At 73.6% G+C, this 18,517-nt stretch carries 14 protein-coding genes; 9 read left to right on the top strand and 5 right to left on the bottom strand.

Features of this window, described 5'->3' with window-relative positions; translation table 11 throughout:
* Positions 1-12 precede the first annotated feature (12 nt).
* The 7 genes from ABZ911_RS32825 to ABZ911_RS32795 are packed head-to-tail and all read left to right on the top strand — an operon-like array spanning position 13 to position 8,875.
* Complete coding sequence (locus ABZ911_RS32825; protein WP_358064799.1) at positions 13-1,227, top strand: glycosyltransferase; 1,215 nt, start codon at positions 13-15, stop codon at positions 1,225-1,227.
* A complete protein-coding gene (locus ABZ911_RS32820) occupies positions 1,224-1,889 on the top strand; it encodes a DUF998 domain-containing protein (RefSeq protein WP_358064796.1) in 666 nt (221 codons plus the stop codon). The genes ABZ911_RS32825 and ABZ911_RS32820 overlap by 4 nt, the downstream gene beginning before the upstream one ends.
* A gap of 43 nt (positions 1,890-1,932) precedes the next feature.
* Complete coding sequence (locus ABZ911_RS32815) at positions 1,933-2,667, top strand: winged helix-turn-helix domain-containing protein (RefSeq protein ID WP_358064793.1); 735 nt, start codon at positions 1,933-1,935, stop codon at positions 2,665-2,667.
* 10 nt (positions 2,668-2,677) lie between these two features.
* A complete protein-coding gene (locus ABZ911_RS32810) occupies positions 2,678-3,517 on the top strand; it encodes a cytochrome P450 (RefSeq protein WP_358064790.1) in 840 nt (279 codons plus the stop codon).
* Entirely contained in the window at positions 3,514-4,266 is a 753-nt protein-coding gene (locus ABZ911_RS32805; protein WP_358064787.1) for an isocitrate lyase/phosphoenolpyruvate mutase family protein, read from the top strand. The genes ABZ911_RS32810 and ABZ911_RS32805 overlap by 4 nt, the downstream gene beginning before the upstream one ends.
* A 16-nt stretch (positions 4,267-4,282) precedes the next feature.
* Complete coding sequence (locus tag ABZ911_RS32800) at positions 4,283-7,324, top strand: BTAD domain-containing putative transcriptional regulator (RefSeq protein ID WP_358064784.1); 3,042 nt, start codon at positions 4,283-4,285, stop codon at positions 7,322-7,324.
* A gap of 30 nt (positions 7,325-7,354) precedes the next feature.
* Entirely contained in the window at positions 7,355-8,875 is a 1,521-nt protein-coding gene (locus ABZ911_RS32795) for an MFS transporter (RefSeq protein ID WP_358064782.1), read from the top strand.
* Here ABZ911_RS32795 and ABZ911_RS32790 read toward each other — a convergent pair.
* Entirely contained in the window at positions 8,838-10,115 is a 1,278-nt protein-coding gene (locus ABZ911_RS32790; protein ID WP_358064779.1) for an MFS transporter, read from the bottom strand. The genes ABZ911_RS32795 and ABZ911_RS32790 overlap by 38 nt on opposite strands.
* A gap of 214 nt (positions 10,116-10,329) precedes the next feature.
* Here ABZ911_RS32790 and ABZ911_RS32785 point away from each other — a divergent pair, with 214 nt between their 5' ends.
* Positions 10,330-12,939: a PEP/pyruvate-binding domain-containing protein gene (locus ABZ911_RS32785; RefSeq protein ID WP_358064777.1), complete on the top strand. Its 2,610-nt coding sequence runs from the start codon at positions 10,330-10,332 to the stop codon at positions 12,937-12,939.
* Positions 12,940-12,969: 30 nt separating this feature from the next.
* On the opposite strand, the gene ABZ911_RS32780 is transcribed toward ABZ911_RS32785, so the two are convergent.
* Together ABZ911_RS32780 and ABZ911_RS32775 are read right to left on the bottom strand one after the other, a co-directional pair.
* Positions 12,970-13,911: a serine hydrolase gene (locus ABZ911_RS32780; RefSeq protein ID WP_358064774.1), complete on the bottom strand. Its 942-nt coding sequence runs from the start codon at positions 13,909-13,911 to the stop codon at positions 12,970-12,972.
* Between the two features lie 76 nt (positions 13,912-13,987).
* Complete coding sequence (locus tag ABZ911_RS32775; RefSeq protein ID WP_358064771.1) at positions 13,988-15,118, bottom strand: DUF418 domain-containing protein; 1,131 nt, start codon at positions 15,116-15,118, stop codon at positions 13,988-13,990.
* Positions 15,119-15,261: 143 nt separating this feature from the next.
* On the opposite strand from ABZ911_RS32775, the gene ABZ911_RS32770 reads away from it, so the two are divergent.
* The gene (locus tag ABZ911_RS32770) at positions 15,262-16,239 is read left to right on the top strand and encodes a GNAT family N-acetyltransferase (protein WP_358064768.1); all 978 of its coding nucleotides are present in this window, start codon (positions 15,262-15,264) and stop codon (positions 16,237-16,239) included.
* Here the strand turns inward: ABZ911_RS32770 and ABZ911_RS32765 are convergent.
* Positions 16,222-17,094, bottom strand: a complete 873-nt coding sequence (locus ABZ911_RS32765) for an alpha/beta hydrolase (RefSeq protein ID WP_358064765.1) — start codon at positions 17,092-17,094, stop codon at positions 16,222-16,224. The genes ABZ911_RS32770 and ABZ911_RS32765 overlap by 18 nt on opposite strands.
* Before the next feature lie 24 nt (positions 17,095-17,118).
* The gene (locus ABZ911_RS32760; protein ID WP_358064762.1) at positions 17,119-18,513 is read right to left on the bottom strand and encodes an FAD-dependent oxidoreductase; all 1,395 of its coding nucleotides are present in this window, start codon (positions 18,511-18,513) and stop codon (positions 17,119-17,121) included.
* Positions 18,514-18,517 lie beyond the last annotated feature (4 nt).

Below are 18,517 nucleotides of genomic sequence, written 5' to 3'. Positions count from 1 at the left end.
CTGGAGTCCCCCATGGCCATGCCCCTGACCACCAGCTCGACCGCCTTCCCCGAACTCACCCTGGTGCCCGACCGGCCGCGCCGCGTACTGATCTCCACCGACACCTACCCGCCCGACGTGAACGGCGCCGCCGTCTTCACCCACCGGCTGGCCACCGGGCTCGCCGAGCGCGGCAACGAGGTGCACGTGGTGTGCCAGTCCGAGGACGGGCCCGCGAAGGCGGACGTGGTCGACGGCGTGGTGGTGCACCGGCTGCGTTCAGCGCCGCTGCTGGTGCACCCGACGATGCGGGTGACCGTGCCGTCCCGGCTGGACCGGCTGATCGACGCGATCCGGCCCGACGTGCTGCACACCCAGGGCCACTTCGTGGTCGGCCGGGCCGCGGTGGCGGCGGCGCGCAGGCGCAGGGTGCCGGTGGTGGCCACCAACCACTTCATGCCGGACAACCTCTTCCAGTTCGCGCACATCCCCGCGCGGCTGCGGGCCGGCGCGGGCAGGCTGGCCTGGCGCGACTTCAGCCGGATCTTCGGCCGGGCCGACCTCATCACCACGCCCACCCCGCTGGCCGCGAGGCTGCTGGCCGAGCAGGGCTTCGACCGGCACGTCGAGGCGGTCTCCTGCGGCATCGACCTGACCAGGTTCCACCCGCACGCCGAGCCGAAGGCCTGGACGCGCAACGCGGTCGGGCTGCCCGACCGGCCCACCGTGCTGTTCGTCGGGCGGCTCGACGAGGAGAAGCGGTTGGACGAGCTGGTGCGGGCGCTGCCGTACGTGCTCAACGAGACCGACGCGCAGGTGGCGTTCGTCGGCAAGGGCAACCAGCGGGACCACCTGGAGCGGCTGGCCGCGCGGATCGGGGTCGGCGAGCGGGTGTCCTTCCTCGGGTACGTGCCCGACGAGGCGATGCCGCAGGCCTTCGCCGCCGCCGACGTGTTCGCCATGCCGGGCGTCGCCGAGCTGCAGAGCATCGCGACGCTGGAGGCGATGGCCACCGGGCTGCCGGTGGTCGCCGCGAACGCGATGGCGCTGCCGCACCTGGTGCACGACAACGGCTACCTGTACGAGCCCGGCGACGTGATCTCGATGGCCAGGAGTCTGACCGCGCTGCTGACCGACGGCCCGCTGCGCGAGCGCATGGGCAGGGCCAGCCGCGAGCTCGCCCTCACCCACGACCACCAGGCCTCCCTGGCCCGCTTCGAGCAGATCTACGACGAGGTGGCCCGATGATCAGGTGGATCGCCCTGCTGGGCCCGCTCGCCTGCCTGTCCGTGCTGGGCTACGCGCACCTGGCGCTGCCGGCGCAGACGCTGGTCAGCGACTACGCGCTGATTGACGGCGGAACACCGCTGATCATCGGCGGCACGCTCGCGCTGGCCGCCGGCTGCCTCAGCCTGGCCTACGGCCTGACCGTGCACGAGCCCTCGCGCAGCGCCGCCGCCAGGGTCCTGCTGGTGGCGGCGACGGGCGGGCTGATGCTGAGCGCCCTGTTCCCCACCGACCCGAGCGCCGGCGTCTCCTCGCTGACCGGGGAGATCCACCGCTGGTCGTCCGCGGTCGTGTTCACCTCGCTGCCGGTGGCGGGTTGGTCGCTGGCCAGGGGCCGCGCCGCGCTGCCCCGCTGGAACCTGGTCAGGTCCCTGAGCGTCACCTCCGCGCTGACCCTCGGCGTCTACCTGGGCGCGCACCCCGGCTCGGTCGTCTCGACGTTGATCGGCGGCTCGGCCTACTACGGCCTGCTGGAGCGCGGCCTGCTCGTGGCCGAGATCGCGCTGATCGTGTCGATGGGCGTGGCCGCGCTGCGCCAGGGCGGCGTCAGCGCCGCCGTCCCCGCCGCGCCGCAGGGCCGGCTCTCCGCGGTCCGGCCGGAGCGGCACGAGCACGCCGCCTGACGTTTCGCTGACCGCCGAACCTCCGCGGGCATACCGTGGAGATGTGCCAGCCAACGACCTCGCCTCACTCGCCGCCCTTATCGCCGACCCGACCAGGGCCGCGTTCTGCCTGGCCCTGCTCGACGGCCGGGCGTGGACCGGGGGCGAGCTGGCCAGGCTGGCGGGGGTGGCGCCGTCCACCGCGAGCGAGCATCTCAGCAAGCTCGTCGCCGGCGGCCTGCTGACCGAGGAACGCCAGGGCAAGCACCGCTACGTACGGCTCGCCGACCCGGCCACCGCCCAACTCCTGGAGGACCTGGCCGCGCACGTGCGACCGGACCGGGCCGCGCGCCCCTCGTCGCTGCGCGCGTCCGGCGCCACCAAGGCCATGGCCAGGGCCCGCACCTGCTACGACCATCTGGCCGGTCGCCTGGGCGTACTGGTCACCGACGCCCTGATCCGCAAGGGCCTGCTGCGCCAGGACACCGGCTTCTCCATCACCCCGGCGGGCCTGGACTGGTTCGGCCGGCTCGGCATCGACCTCGTCGGCCTCCGCTCCCGCACCCGCCCGCTGGCCCGGTCCTGCCTCGACTGGACCGAACGCCGCCCGCACCTGGCCGGCACCGCGGGCGCCGCCCTCTGCGCGCACGCGCTCGACCACGGCTGGGTCACCCGCGTCGGCGGCCAGCGCGCCCTGCGCGTCACCGACACCGGTCTGGCCGACCTGAGCTCGCTGCTGGACATCGCCCCCGCCGCGCTCGGCGACACTTCGGCGGGGGCCGAAACGATCCGCGCCTAGCGTGGTGGGCATGCTCATCACCCGCCATGACGAGGCACGGGCCGTGCTCGCCGACCCGTCCCACATCCCGCCGCCGGTCCGGCAGGACGCGCCGTACGCGACGCTGGGCTGGTTGCGCGCGCAGGTCTCCAGGTTCGCCTCGGGCGAGATCCACGCCGAGCGCCGCCGCCTGGCCGTCCGGCACCTCGACGGGCTCGACCCGGCCCGCCTGCGCGCCGCCGCCGCCGAACGCACCCGCGAGCTGGTCGGCGAGCTGGGCGAGGCGCCCGTCTTCCTGGTGCGCGAGCGCGTCGTGGAGGCCGGAATCCAGACCGCCGTCCTCGGTGCGGCGCTGGGCGTCGCCGAGGCCGCGGACCTGGTCCGGGTGGTGGACGTGGTCTCCACCGGATACCTGTCGGGGGACGGCGGTCCCGCCCAGGACGCGGCGGTGGCCGCCCTGCTCACCCTGGTCGGCGGCACGGACACGGCCGACGCCGTGGCCCGCGCCGCCCTGCTCCTGCAGGGGCACGCCTCCACCGCCGGGCTGGTCCGCAACGCTCTGGCCGGGGCGGACCGGCTGGGGCCCGGTGAGCCGGTCGAGGGGCTGCTGCACGAGACGCTCAGGCACGACCCGCCGCTGGCGGCCACTCGCAGGGTCGCCGTCGGAGGCGCCGGGGAGGTCGTCGAGCTGGACCTGGTGGCCGCCAACCGCGACCCGGCGGTTTTTCCCGAGCCGGAGCGGTTCGACACCGGGCGGGGGGCTTCGCCGTACCTCACCTTCGGGCATGGTGTGCGGCCCTGTCCCGGTTCGGCGCATGCCTTCGCGATCGCGGCCGGCGTGGTCGAGACGGTTCTCCAGGAGGAACGATGACGGACTTTCGCGCGCTGCACCGGCCGGGCGACCCGCTGGTGCTGCCCAACGCCTGGGACTACGGCTCGGCCGCCATGCTGGCCGCGTCCGGCTTCGCCGCGGTCGGCACGACCAGCCTGGGCCTCGCCGCCGTGTACGGCAAGCCGGACGCGGCCGGCGCCACCAGGGACGAGACCCTCGCCCTGGCCCGCCTGCTGCGGAACCTGCCGGTCCCGGTGACCGTGGACGTCGAGGGCGGCTTCAGCGACGACCCGGACGAGGTGGCCGGGCTGGTCGCCGAACTGGCCGGGCTCGGCGTGGCGGGCGTGAACATCGAGGACGGCCGCCCGGACGGCTCCCTGCGCCCCCTCGCCCTCCAGCGAGCCGTCGTCGAGGCCGCCACCGGACAGGGCGTGTTCGTCAACGCCAGGACCGACACCCACTGGCTGAGCACCGGCGACACGCTGGAGCGGGTGACGGCGTACACGGAGGCGGGGGCCGACGGCGTGTTCGTGCCGGGTCTCGGCGATCTGGCGGAGATCGAGCGGATCGTGCGGGCGACCCCGCTGCCGCTCAACATCCTGTACCAGGGCGGCGGCCCCACGGTCGGGCAGCTCGCCGAGGTGGGCGTGGCCCGGGTGAGCACCGGGTCGCTGCTCTACCGGGCGAGCCTGCGGGCGGCCGTGGCCACCGCGCTGGCCGTGACGGGCCGGGCCGGAGAGGAGCCGCCGCTGCCCAGTTACGCGGACGTCGTCGCACTTCTGCCCTGATCGGGATAATCGGGGTATGCGGTTCGACATCCTGGGTCCAGTGGGCGTACTCGACGACGAAGGCCGTCCGCTCGCCCTGGGCGGGCCCAGGGGGCGCGCGCTACTCGTCCTGCTGGCACTCGACGCGGGCCGGATCGTGCCGCCCGACCAGCTCATCGACGGCGTCTACGGCGGCGACCCTCCCCCGAACGCGGGCAACGCGCTGCAGTCGCAGGTCTCCAGGCTCCGGCGGGCGCTGGGCGCACAGGACCTGGTGGAGTTCCACCCGAGCGGCTACCGCCTGGCCGTCCAACCCGGCGACGTCGACGCGCACCGCTTCCGGCGGCTGGCCGAGAAGGGACGCCAGGCGCTCAGAGCGGGCGACCCGCGCACCGCCGCCGGGCTGCTCGGCGACGCGCTCGGGCTGTGGCGGGGCGCCGCGCTGGCCGACGCCCCGCTCGCCGAGGCGGCCGCCGCCAGGCTGGAGGAGCAGCGGCTGGCCGCCACCGAGGACCGGGTGGAGGCCGAGCTCGCACTGGGCGGCCACCGCGAGCTGGTGGCCGAGCTCACCGAGCTGACCGCCGCTCACCCGCTGCGCGAACGACCACGCGCCCAGCTCATGCGGGCCCTGTACGGCAGCGGCCGCCAGGCCGAGGCGCTGGCCGCCTTCGAGGAGGGCAGGCGCGTCCTCGACGAGGAGCTCGGCGTCGAGCCCGGCGCCGAGCTGGCGGCGGCGCACCTGGCCGTCCTGCGGGCCGACCCCGCGCTCGGCGCCCCCGCCGCCGGCGTGTCCCGGCTGGGGCTGCGCGCCCAGTTCACCAGCTTCGTCGGCCGCGACCGCGAGCTGGCCCGGCTCGGCGCGCTGCTCGGCGAGGCGCGCCTGGTCACGCTCATCGGCCCCGGCGGCGCGGGCAAGACCAGACTCGCCCTGGAGGCGGCCGAACGGACCCCCGGCGACGTCTGCTTCGTCGAACTCGCCCCCGTGACCGCCGCCGGCGACCTGCCGAGGGCGCTGCTCGACGCGCTCGGCCTGCGCGACCTCACCATCCTGGCCGCACACGACCGGCCGATGATCGACCCGGCCGACCGCCTGGTGACCGCACTCGCCGACCGCGGGCTGCTGCTCGTCCTCGACAACTGCGAACACGTCGTCGACGCGGCGGCCGCGCTGGCCGACCGGCTGCTGGCCGGCTGCCCCGCCCTGCGCATCCTGACCACCAGCCGCGAGGCGCTCGGCATCACCGGCGAGACCATGTGCCCGGTCCCGCCGCTGCCGCTGCCCGCGCTGGGCGTCCCCGTCGAGGAGACCGCGGGCAACCCCGCCGTGCGGCTGTTCGCCGACCGGGCCGCCGCCGCGCTGCCTGGCTTCGCCGTGGACGGCGGCAACGCCGACGACGTGGCGGGCATCTGCCGGGCGCTCGACGGCCTGCCGCTGGCCATCGAGCTGGCCGCGGCCCGGCTGCGGACGCTGTCGGTGGCCGAGGTGGCCGCGCGGCTCGACGACCGCTTCAGGCTGCTGACCCGCGGCAGCCGTACGGCGCTGCCCCGGCACCAGACGTTGCGCGCCGTGGTCGCCTGGAGCTGGGACCTGCTGGAGGAGAGCGAGCGGGTGCTGGCCAGGCGGCTGACCGTGTTCGTCGGCGGGGCGACGCTGGAGGCGGCGGAGCGGGTGTGCGGACCGCACCTGGACGACCCGATCGACGTGCTGGCCTCGCTGGCCGACAAGTCGCTGGTCACGGTGAGCGGCGGACGCTACCGGATGCTGGAGACGATCAGGGCGTTCTGCGCCGAGCGGCTGGCCGACGCGGACGAGGTGGACGGGCTCAGGCTGGCGCACGCCGGGCACTACCTCGACCTGGCCGTCACCGCCGACCCGCACCTGCGCTCGGCCGGGCAGCTCAGCTGGCTGAAGGTGCTCGACGAGGATCGCGACAACCTGCACGCCGCACTGCGGTGGACGATCGACGGGGGCCGGTTCGAGACCGCCCTGCGCCTGCTGGCCGCGCTGACCTGCTATTGGTGGATGCGCGGGCTGCGCGGCACCGGCGGCGCGATGGCCGCCGACCTGCTCGACGCGATCGGGCCCGCGCCGGTGGCCGGGCTCGCGGAGGAGTACGCGATGTGCGTGGTCATGGCGGCCGTCCACCGCCATGACATGCCGGAGACGCCGGACCGGCTGGAGGCGCTCAAGAACCAGTTGCCCTTCCAGCCCATGGCGTACCGGCACGAGTTCCTCAACATGCTGATCCCCATGTACACCGGGCCGCCGTTCGAGCTCGGCGCCGACCGGGTCCTCGACCTGCTCGCTGAGCATTCGGCCAGCCTGCCTCCGTGGGGGCGCGCGCTCAGCCACACCGGTCTGGCCTTCATCTGGCAGAACCAGGGCGATCTGGTCCGCGCCGAGGCGCAGTTCCGGCAGTCGCTGGCGGCCTTCCGTTCGCTGGGCGAGCGCTGGGGCACCATTCTCGTCCTGACGGGGCTCGGCGACCTGGCCTACCTCCAGGGCGACTACCGGGAGGCGCGCGACCTGGTCGAGGAGGCCCTGGTCGTCGCCGGGCAGCTCGGCGCGCAGGAGGAACTGGCCGAGCTGGTCTGCCGGAAGGCCGACTGCCTGGCGTACCTGGGCGACCTGGCACAGGCCGAGGCACTTTACCTGAACGCGGCCGAGCAGGCGGCCCGGCTGGGTGCGGCGCAGATCACCGCCACCGCGCACCACGGGCTCGGCGGCATCGCCAGGCTGCGTGGCGACCTCGTCCTGGCGCGCGAGCTGATGGAACAGGCCTTCGCCGAGTGCCCCACCGTCTGGTACAGCACCGAGGACACCCGCGGCACCATCTGCCTCAGCCTCGGCCAGGTCGCCGTCGACGCGGGCGACCTCGGCGCGGCGCGGGCCTGGTACGGCCGGGCGCTCACCCTGGCCGGTTCGGGCAACCAGCCGCTGTCCGCGCGGGCGATCGGCGGGCTGGCCGAGGTGAGCCGTCGCGACGGCGACGAGGAGGGCGCCGCCCGACTGGCCACGATGACGCCGGAGCAGGCGCTGACCCTCACCGGACGGGGGCGGTCAGCGGACGGTGCGTGACCTGTCAGCGCCGGAAACGACGCTGACGCCATGAAAACCGTCAAGTGGGGCAGCCTCGCCATCGCCTGCCTGGCCCAGCTCCTGCTCGCCATCGACCTGACCGTGCTCCACCTGGCCCTGCCCAGCCTGGTCACCGACCTCGCCCCGACGGCGACCCAGCAACTCTGGATCGGCGACATGTACGGCTTCGCGCTGGCCGGCCTGCTGATCACGATGGGCAACCTGGGCGACCGGATCGGCCGCAAGAAGCTGCTGCTGATCGGCGCCGTCGCGTTCGGCGCCGCCTCGGCCCTGACCGCCTACGCGCCGAACACCGAGCTGCTCATCGCGGCCAGGGCGCTGCTCGGCGTGGCGGGCGCCACCATCATGCCGTCCACCCTGTCGATCATCCGCAACGTGTTCACCGACCCGGCCGAGCGGACCATGGCGGTCGGCATCTGGAGCGGCATGGGCGCGGCCGGGTTCGCCCTCGGCCCCATCGTGGGCGGGCTGCTGCTCAACCACTTCTGGTGGGGGTCGGTCTTCCTGGTCAACCTGCCGGTGATGGCGCTGGTCCTGGTGGGCGGCATCCTGGTGCTGCCCGAGTCGCGCAACCCGAACCCCGGCCGCATCGACGCGCTGAGCGTGCTGCTGTCCGTCGCGGGCGTGATGGCCGTGGTGTACGCGCTGAAGACCGGCGTGATCGACGGCTTCGCGGGCACCGTCGCGGTCGCGGCCGTGGGCGGCATGGTGGTGCTCGCCCTGTTCGCCTGGCGTCAGGTACGGCTGGCCGAGCCGCTGGTGGACGTCCGCCTGTTTCGGCACCGGGCGTTCTCGGGCGCGGTCGGCGCCAACCTGTTCGCCATCTTCGGGATGATCTCGCTCAGCCTGATCATCGCGCAGTTCCTCCAGTTGGTGCTGGGCTGGACACCGCTGCAGGCCGGTCTCGCCTCGCTGCCCGGCGGCATGGCGGGCATGGTCGGCGGCGTCCTGGCGGGCAGGCTGGTCTCCTGGTGGGGCCGCAACGCCGTGGTGGCGCTGGGGCTGCTGCTGTCGGCCGTGTCCTTCCTCGCCTACAGCCGGGCCGACCTCGGCACCACGTTCCTGTCGCTGCTGCCCGCCATGCTCGTCGGCGGGATCGGCATCGGCTTCACCTTCGCCGTGACCAACGACACGATCCTGGCCTCGGTGCCCAAGGAGCGGGCCGGGGCGGCGGCGGCGATCTCGGAGACGGCCTTCGAGCTGGGCGGGTCGCTGGGCATCGCGGTGCTGGGCAGCATCCTGAGCGGCGCCTACCGCGACAACCTGCGGCTCCCGGCCGGGATCCCCGCGCAGGAGCTGCCGTATGTCACCGACAGCCTGGGCGGGGCCGTCACCGTCGCCGCGTCGCTGCCGCCCGAGGTGGCCGGGCCGGTCACCGCCGCCGCCAGGACCGCCTTCGTCGAGGCGCTGCAGGTCACCGCGCTGGCCACGGCGGGGATGCTGCTGGTGCTGTCCGCGCTCGCCCTGTACACCCTGCGCGGGGTGCCGAAGGTCATCCCCGAGGACGTGCTCGCCCAGGCGCACTCGTGAGCGTCTCGCCGCCGGTCATGGCCGCGCTCCCGTCGTCGGGCGCGGTCTCGGGCGCGGTCTCGGGGCGGGGGCGCAGGCTGCGCAGGCGGGTCAGGACGAGTACGGCGGCCAGGCCGGTCATCACCGGCGGCACCACGAAGGCGAGCGACGGGCCCGCCTCGTCGACCAGGCGGCCGGCCACGGCGGCGCCGGTGGCGATGCCCAGGCCGATGGCTCCGGTGAGCCAGGTGAACGCCTCGGTTCTGACCTCGGCGGGGGTCAGGCGTTCGATGATCGTGTAGCCGGTGATGATCACGGGGGCGATGACGAGACCGGCCAGGCCGGCGGCGCCGTACAGGAGGGGGAGGGAGGTCGCGGCGGTGAGGGCGGTGGTGGCGACCGCGAGCAGGGCCAGGCCCGCGGCCAGGCGGACGGGGGCGCCGATCCGCCAGCGCAGCGCGCCGTACAGGAGGCCGCCCGCGACGCTCGCGCCGGAGAACGTGGCGTAGACCGGACCCGCCGCGCCGGGCATGCCGAGTTGGGCGGTGAAGGAGGTGATACCGACCTGCAGGCTGCCGAAGACCGAGCCCATCGCGAGGAACGCCGCGGCGAGCAGGGCCACGCCGCGCAGCCGCAGTACGCCGCCGCCGGAGCGCACCCTGACCGGCATCGCGACCGGCGCACCCACCTTGACCAGCGCGAACACCACCGTGCCGAACACGATCAGGGCGAGCGCCACCAGCAGGGCCACCACCGGCGAGAAACCGGTCGACAGCGCGACCAGCAGGACGGGCGCCATGGTGAAGGTCAGCTCATCGGTGATCGACTCGACCGCGAACGCGGTGCCGAGCCGCGGGGAGCCGCCGAGCGTGTGCGCCCAGCGGGCTCGTACCATCGCGCCGACCTGCGGCACCGAGGCTCCCGCGAGCGCGGCCAGGACCACCAGCACGCCGATCGGGGCGTGCGCGGCGGCCAGAGTCAGCAGCGCGCCCATGGCGGCGGCGTGCACGGCGACCTGCGGGAGCAGGACGCGGGGCTGGCCGAACCGGTCGGTCAGGCGGCCGGTCTGCGGCCCGGCGAACGCCTGCGAGAACGCGGCGGCGGCCGCGGCGACACCGGCCGCGCCGTACGAGCCCGTCGACCACTGCACCAGGAGGAGGATGCCGAGCTGGGTCATCGCGTACGGTAGGCGGGCCACGAGAGCGGGCGCCAGGAAGCGCCACGCGCCGGGCGTGGCGAGCACGTTCAGGTAGGACTTCAAGGGTCTCCGTCCAGGTCAAGACGGAGACTCCCGGGGCGGGCGCACCGTCGTGGTGGGCTTCGACCGGGGTAGATACCGCAACAAGCGGCCGCCGTGCGGTCAATCCAATGCGTCGCGTACAACGCAGTGACATGTCATTGTATGCCACCCCACGAATTCATCATGTGTTGACTTCAACGCTGTAGAGGATTAGCGTGCGAGCCAGGAGGCCACGATGGACCTGATCCTGAAATTTCTGGACATCGAGGGGTCGATGTCGGCGCTCGTGGGCGGCAAGGCCGTGAACCTGGGGGTCATGACCCGCGCCGGGCTGCCCGTCCCGCCGGGCGTGTGCGTCACCACCGAGGCGTACCGGCGGGTCACCGAGCACGCGGGGCTCGACGCGGTCATCGGCGAACTGCGGGACGCCCCGCCGTCCGCGCTGCCCGCCCTAGCCGCCCGCGCCAGGGAGATCGTCCTGCGTGCCCCCGTCCCCGCCGACATCGCGGACGCGGTGCGGCGCGCCGCGGACGGCCCCGTCGCGGTCCGCTCCTCGGCCACGGCGGAGGACCTGCCGCACGCCAGCTTCGCCGGACAGCAGGACACCTACCTCAACGTGATCGGCGAAGAGGCCGTGCTCGACGCGGTACGCAAGTGCTGGGCCTCCCTGTGGACCGACCGCGCCGTCGCCTACCGCGCCGCCAACGACGTCGACCACGGCACGGTACGCCTGGCCGTGGTGATCCAGCGCATGGTCCAGGCCGAGACCGCGGGCGTGATGTTCACCGCCAACCCGGTCACCGGCACCCGCCGCCAGGCGGTCATCGACGCCGCCCCCGGCCTGGGCGAGAGCGTCGTCTCCGGCCTGGTCAACCCCGACCACTTCGTGGTCGACCTGGCCTCAGGCCGGATCCTGGACCGCCGCCTCGGCGACAAGACCCTCACCGTCCGCCCCCTGCCCGGCGGCGGCGTCGAACACGTCCCGACGGGCGACGAGCGGGCGTCCCTGTCCGACGAGCGGGTGCGGGCACTGGCGGCCCTCGGCGCGAAGGTCGAGGCGGTGTACGGCGCCCCGCAGGACACCGAGTGGGCGATCGACGCCGGCGGCGAACTGTGGCTGACCCAGGCCAGGCCGATCACCACCCTCTACCCGCTGCCCGAGCGCCGGGGCGGCGGCGTGCGCGCGTACTTCAACGTCAGCGTCGCCCAGGGCGTCTACCGGCCGTTCACCCCGATGGGCATGTCGGCCTTCAAGGCCGTCTCCTCGGGGGCGGCCAGGCTGGCGGGTTTCCCGGTGGCCGAGCCGACGGCGGGCAGCGTGGCCTTCGCCGAGGCGGGCGGGCGGCTGTTCGTCGACGCCACCGCCATCCTGCGCAGCTCGCCCGGCAGGACGATCGCGCCGCGCCTGCTCGACGTCATGGAGGCCCGCTCGGCGACGATCATGCGCGGCCTCTTCGACGACCCGCGCTTCAGCCTCACCCGCCGCTCCTGGCTCCCCTTCCTACGCCGCCTGACCCGAATCGCCCTGCACCACCGCGTCCCGATCCAGCTCGCGCAGGCGCTGCTCTCCCCCGACCGCGCCCGCCACCGCGCCGCACGCGTCGCCGACGACCTCCTGGTACGGCTGGCCCCGCCCCCCGGCGCGTCCATCCCCGAACGGGCCGACCACGTCGCCCGCATGCTCGCCACCCGATCCGTCACCCAGATCGCCCCGAGGATGCTCCCCGTCCCCCTCGCCGGGTTCCTGATGCTGGCGCTGGCCGCCCGCCTGCTGGGCGACCGCGCCCGACCGGGCGAGCTGCAGACCGTGCTGCGCGGCCTGCCCCACAACGTGACCACCGAGATGGACCTGGCGCTGTGGCACCTGGCCGAACAGATCCGCCCGAACCCCGAGACCGCCCGCCTGTTCCTGGAGACCCCGCCCGCCGACCTGTTCCGCGTGGACGGCTCCCGGGAGTTGCCGCAGGAGCTGACCGCCTTCCTCGCCCGTTACGGGGACAGGGCCGTCGCGGAGATCGACCTCGGGCTGCCCCGCTGGTCGGAGGACCCCACGCACGTCATCGGCATGATCGCCAACTACCTGCGGCTCAAGGATCCCGAGCTGGCGCCGGACCGGCTGTTCGCCAAGGGCGCGGCCGAGGCCGAGCGCACGATCAGGGCGCTGGGCAGGCGGGCGGGCCCGGTCCGCGGCCCGCTGGTGCGGTTCGCGCTGGGCCGGACCCGGGCGCTGGCCGGGCTGCGCGAGCTGCCGAAGTTCGCCATCGTGCGGGTCTTCGCCGCGCTGCGCGCCCAGATCGCGGGGATCGGCGCGGACCTCGCCCGCGGCGGCCTGCTGGACGCCCCCGAGGACGTCTTCTTCGTCACCCTCGCCGAGGCCGGATCGGGCGCCGACCTGCGTGAGACCGTGACCGCCCGGCGCGAGACCTACGAACGGGAGCTCCGCCGCAGGCACCTTCCCCGGATCCTGCTCTCCGACGGCACCGAGCCCGAGGCCGTCGCCCCACCGGTCCCTGAAGCCGCCGGGGAGGCGGGGCTGAGCGGCACTCCGGCGTCGGCGGGAGTGGCCACCGGCCCGGCCAGGGTCGTGCTCGATCCCGTGGGCGCGCACGTGGAGCCCGGCGAGATCCTGGTGTGCCCGTCCACCGACCCCGGCTGGACGCCGCTCTTCCTCACGGCGGGCGGCCTGGTGATGGAGATGGGCGGCGCCAACTCGCACGGCGCGGTCGTGGCCAGGGAGTACGGCATCCCGGCCGTGGTCGGCGTCGCCCACGCCACCGACCGCCTCACCAGCGGCGCCCGGATCATCGTCAACGGCTCCACCGGGACGGTCGCCGAAGCCGGGTAGACCGGCCTGCCATACGGCCCGCCCAGGCGGTCACAGGTGGGCGCCGCGCAGGAGGTCGGGGCGCATGCGGCAGGGCCTCGTCTGGACCGGGGAGAGGGCCTGCATGCGACCGCCGACGAGTTCGGACAGGCCCTCGATGGTCCGGATCCCGGTGCCGTGGCCGGGCTGCTGGTCGGTCTGCACGGCCAGCAGCAGGTCCCGGCCCGGCCCGTGAATCCGCCCATAACTGGTCACCGCCCAGGTGTGGTGCACGAAGGGCCGCGGCGTCCAGCCGTTCTTCAACGCCACCGTGTCCCCTTTGCGGGCCGCCGCGCTGACGCCCCACGCCTGCTCGGGCACCACCTTCTCCATCAGCCCGAGCACCCGTCCGCTGATCCCGGCGGTCAGCCCCCTACCGCCCTCGACCAGCAGCCGCAGCAGGCGGATCCGGTCGGCGGGGCTGGTGTTGGTGCCGCCCCAGTACTTGCTGGGGCCCGGGGAGGTCTCCCTCAACCCGAGGCGGCGGTAGGTACGGCTCATGCCGTACCCTCCGCCGACCCGCCACCACAATACGTCGGCGGCGGCGTTGTCGCTCTCCCTGATCATTCTTTTCGCCAGATCGCTCTCGCCTCCGGAGAGCCGGCCGCGGCGCAGCAGCAGGGCGGTGAGGATGTCGACCTTGGCGCCGGAGGCGGTGATCATGCCGTGTTCGTGCTCGCGATGCCCCACCGACACCCCGCTGAGCAGGTCGTGGGCCATGAACGCGACCCGTCCCGGCTGCCTGGCCAGGTAGCGGCGGACATCGGTGAGCAGTTCGGCGCGCGCCTTGGCGGCCGACTTCGGGTCGGTGTAGGTCTCGAAGCAGGCCCGGGGCACGATCGGCACCGCGGCCGGGAGCTTCGGCAGGACCTTCACCCGGTGCGTGCCGTTCGCGCAGCCGGCCGTCGCCAGGCCGAGCGTGACGGCGCACGCGGCCCACAGTTCCAGACGCATTTCCCACCCCGGACGAGTACCTGCATCAAGCCCGGGGGCGGCTATATACGACTTCAGGTGATCTCTGCCCCGGAGATCAACGCGTCACACTTTCCCGCCTGCGCGGCGCGTCGTAGGCCCACTGCCAGGCCAGCTCCACCGGCCCCCGGGAGAAGCGCCGCAGCCAGAGCGCGGACAGCACCGCGAGCAGCAGGCAGATCGCCGCCCAGAGCGCCGGGATCCACCACGGCCTGGCCCAGTCGAGCCTGGCCGCCAGGCCGAGCCCCCAGCCGTAGCAGAGGACGCTCGCCACCAGGTTCTGCAGGATGTAGCTGGACAGGGCGGCCCTGCCGACGCTCGTCAGGCCGCGCCGTACCACGCCCTGGTGCTCGCCCAGGCGCAGCACGATCGAGGTGATCAGCCCGAGCAGGCCGAGGGCGACCAGCGGCGGCAGGAGGTAGCGGTCGACCGCGAACCAGGTGGGACCGGCGAAGGAGGTGACCAGGTTGATCGGCGCGGCGACGCCCAGGCCGAGGACGGCCAGCTTCCTGCGCAGCGGTTCGCCGCGCTCGACCTCGAAGACACCGGCGCGCATCAGGCGGACGCCGAGCAGGAAGAGCAGCACACTCATCGGGATGATCAGGACCAGTTCGCTGCGGAAGGCCAGGACGTCCTGGAGGCGGGCGGCCACCTGCTCCGGCCAACTGCCCTCGGTGTACCGGGTGGTGCCGGTCGAGCCGCCGAGCGCCTGGTCACCGGCCAGGTACAGGACCGCGGTCAGCAGCGAGACGAGCACGACGTGCACCGACCCGGCGGCGATCATCCAGCGCGTGATCGCCCGGTCGCTCCGGCCGATCAGGTACGCGACGAGCATCGCGACGACCGCGTAGCCCATCAGCACGTCGAACTCGAAGATCAGGACGTAGTGCAGCGCGCCCTCGACGAACAGCAGGGTCGCCCGCCACAGGTACCGTCCCGGCCACCGCAGGCCCTTGCGGACCGCGCTGCGGTACTGCAGTTCCAGGCCGATGCCGAACATCAGGGTGAGCAGGCCGAGGAACTTGCCGTTGGTCAGGAACCGGAGAAACGTCTCGATCACGCCGGCGTCGGGAGCCCCGCTGAGGAATCCGGCGGGCCCCCCGGGATCGGTGAAGATCCAGATGTTGGTGCCGAGGGTGCCCATGATGGCCACTCCGCGCAGGACGTCCAGCGCGTCTATGCGTTTCATTCTTCAAGGCTCTCCGAGGGACCCGGCAGCTACATCGGCACACAGAGCCAATACCGCGCTACATCCATCGATGTACGGCTCTCCCTCTCAGTAACCGAATAACAGGATGACGGGTGTACACCCACTGCCTAAGGTGAGGCCCCATGACCACCCGCCTGGCCGACCCGCCCGCTCCCGCCACCGTGGACGCCTGGCACGCCGTCGCGGCCGCCGTCCAGGCCCACGACACGCCCGAGGACCCGCCCATCGACCGGCGGGACACCGCAGGCCGGCTGCTGGTGCCCGCGCTGCGCAGCCGGCACGCCAGGTTCGGCTTCGTCGAGCACGGCGACCCGCTGGTGCTGGCGGGCGTGGCCGCCGTCCGGCTGTTCCTCGACCCGGCCAACCGGCACGCCGCGTTCCTGGAGAGGCTCGCCGTGCGCCCCGACCGGCGCAGGCGCGGCCTCGGCACCCGGCTGTGGGCGGCGGTGCGCGCCGAACTGGCCGCCGAGGGCCGCACCACGGTCAGCACGATGGCCACCCGGGGCGGGCCCGGCGAACGGTTCGCCGCCGCCCACGGGTTCACCCTCGCGCTGCCGCTCGGCTTCCACGCCATGGACGTGCCCGCCACCGTGACGCCCGCGCCGCTGCCGGGCGGCTACCGCCTCGTCGAGTGGACCGGGATGGTGCCCGACGAGCACGCCGACGCCCTGGCCGTGGCCAAGTCCGCGATCGAGGACGCGCCCTCCGGCGACCTGGACCAGCGCCCGCCCGCGTGGGACGCCGCCCGGGTGCGCGAGATGGCGGAGGTCCTGCTGCGACGCGACCGCACGCTGATCACCGTGGCCGCGCTCGCCCCCGACGGCACGATCGCCGCGCTCACCGAGATGGACCTGCCCTCCCTGACCTTCCCGCGCGCCTTCCAGAACGACACCACCGTGGACCGGAGGCACCGGGGCAAGGGGCTCGGCCTGGCGGTCAAGACGCGCATGCTCGCCGTGCTCCGCGAACGCCACCCGCTCGTCCGGGACGTCCTGACCGCCGTGGCCGACGACAACGGGCCGATGCTCGCCGTCAACCGGGCCCTCGGCTACCGCCTGGTCCGCCCGGTGGGGCTCTTCCAACTACAGGTGCTCGCCTAGGAACTCCGCGGTCGCCTCGACCGCCTGCGTGACGTACGGCTCCGCGTCATACAGGTCGATGTGCCGCCTGGCGTCCAGCCAGACCAGTTTCTTGGGCTGGTCCAGCCGCTTGAACGCCTCCTCGGCGCCCTCGGGCGAGCAGAAGCGGTCGATCACGCCGTGCACGATCAGGCCCGGCTTCGGCGACAGGAAGTCGGCGCCCATCATGTTGTCCACGGTGATCAGCTCCCTGACGCTGGCCCGGGTCACCTCGTTCGTCCACGGCGCGACGGCCTTGCCGTAGTAGGCGTACGGCTCGTCGCCCGGCATGGCCGCCTCACCCTCCTCGGCCACGGCGGGCAGGTACTCCACCGGGCCGCCGAGGTCCTGGCGTTCCAGGACCTCGGTCAGGGCGGTGAGCGCGGCGGGGTAGTCCATGCCGGTGCGCATGCCGTACGGGTTGTTGTAGGCGCCCGCGATGCCGGCGAACGCCTTCACCCTCGGGTCGAACGCGGCGAAGCGCAGCGCGTACCCGCCGCCCAGGCAGATGCCCACCGCGCCGATCCGCTCCCGGTCGACCTCCTCGCGGGCGCGCAGCAGCGACACGGCGGCCCGCAGGTCGTGCAGCTTGGCCTGCGGGTCCTCGTGGTTGCGCGGCTGACCGCCCGACTCGCCCCAGTGACGATGGTCGAAGGACAACGTGACGTAGCCCTTCGCGGTCAGCCGCTCGGCGTACAGCCCGGTCACCTGCGTGCGCACGCCGGTGAAGGGGCCGGTGAACACCAGTGCGGGGAACGGGCCGGCGCCGCCGGTGGGCACCCGCAGGTCGCCCACCACCGTCGTGCCGCTCACCTCGAACTCAACTCGCTCGGTCACGCCCCCAGTGTGAGGCGAGACGGGTCAGGAGTCGAAACCGAGGCCCATCCGGTCGAGCGTGCGCAGCCAGAGGTTGCGCCGCCCCTCGTGCAGGTCGGCCTGGGCGATCGACCAGCGGGTGAACTGGATCACCCCCGACCGTACGGGCTCCGGCGGGAACGGCACCGGCTTGTCCTTGACCATGGCCAGCGACGTGCGCTCGGTCTGCTCGCCCGACAGCAGGTCGAGCATCACGTTGGCGCCGAAGCGGGTGGCGCCGACGCCCATGCCGGTGTAGCCCACCGCGTAGGCGAGCCGCCCGCCGTGGGCCTGCCCGTAGAACGCGCTGAAGCGGCTGCAGGTGTCGATCACCCCGCCCCAGCGGTGGGTGAAGCGCAGGCCGTCGAGCTGGGGGAAGGTGTCGTAGAAGTGCCCGGCCAGCTTGACGAAGGTCTCGTCGCGCTGGTCGTACTCCGCCTTGAGCTGCCCGCCGTTGTAGTAGACGGCGTCGTACCCGCCCCACAGGATCCGGTTGTCGTCGGTCAGCCGGTAGTAGTGGAACTGGTTGGCCGAGTCGCCGACCCCCTGCCTGTTGCCCCAGCCGACCTCGTCGAGCTGTGCGGGCGACATCGGCTCGGTCATCAGCGCGTAGTCGTAGACCGGCACCAGGAAGTGCTTGAGCCGCTTGAGCAGCGGCGGGAACACACCGGTGCCGAGCGCGACCTTCGCCCCACGGGCCACGCCGTACGGCGTGCGCAGCTCGATGGTGATGCCGTCGTCCTGCAGCGAGCGGACCGGGCTGCGCTCGTAGATGCGCACCCCGAGCCGCAGGCAGACCTCGCGCAGCCCCCAGGCGAGCCGGGCCGGGTCGACCATGGCGCAGCCGCTGCGTACCCAGAGCCCGCCCAGGTAGGTGGGCGAGTTGACCTCGGCGCGCACCTGCTCCGCGTCCATGGGCACGTAGTCCAGGCCGAGGTCCTGGATGAGGTCCATGTTCCCGGTCAGGTCGTCGAGCTGCCACGGTTCGGTGGCGACGACCAGTTCACCCGTGCGCTCGAAGGAGCAGTCGACGCCGTAGCGGGTGAGGGTCTCTTCGATCTCGTCGAGGTTCTCGACGCCCATGCGCTCCAGGCGTTCGATGTCCTCGGGCCAGCGTTCGAGGCCGTTGGCCAGGCCGTGGGTCAGGGTCGCCATGCAGAACCCGCCGTTGCGGCCGGACGCCGCCCAGCCGATCCTGCGGCCCTCCAGCAGGACCACGTCCTGTGAGGGGTCTCTCTCCTTGGCCATCAGGGCGGTCCACAGCCCCGAGAAGCCTCCGCCGACCACGACCAGGTCGGCGCTCGTCTGTCCGATGAGCCGCCTGAGCGGCTCGGGTCTGGCCGGAGTGTCCAGCCAGTACGGCTTGCGCTCCGCGTCAGCAAGCGCCTTCAGCGGATCCACAAAT

It is taken from the genome of Nonomuraea sp. NPDC046570 (assembly GCF_040645915.1).
Lineage (GTDB): Bacteria > Actinomycetota > Actinomycetes > Streptosporangiales > Streptosporangiaceae > Nonomuraea.
The sequence above is the reverse complement of the archived record's forward strand: the minus strand, read 5'-3'. Positions and strand labels throughout refer to the sequence as shown.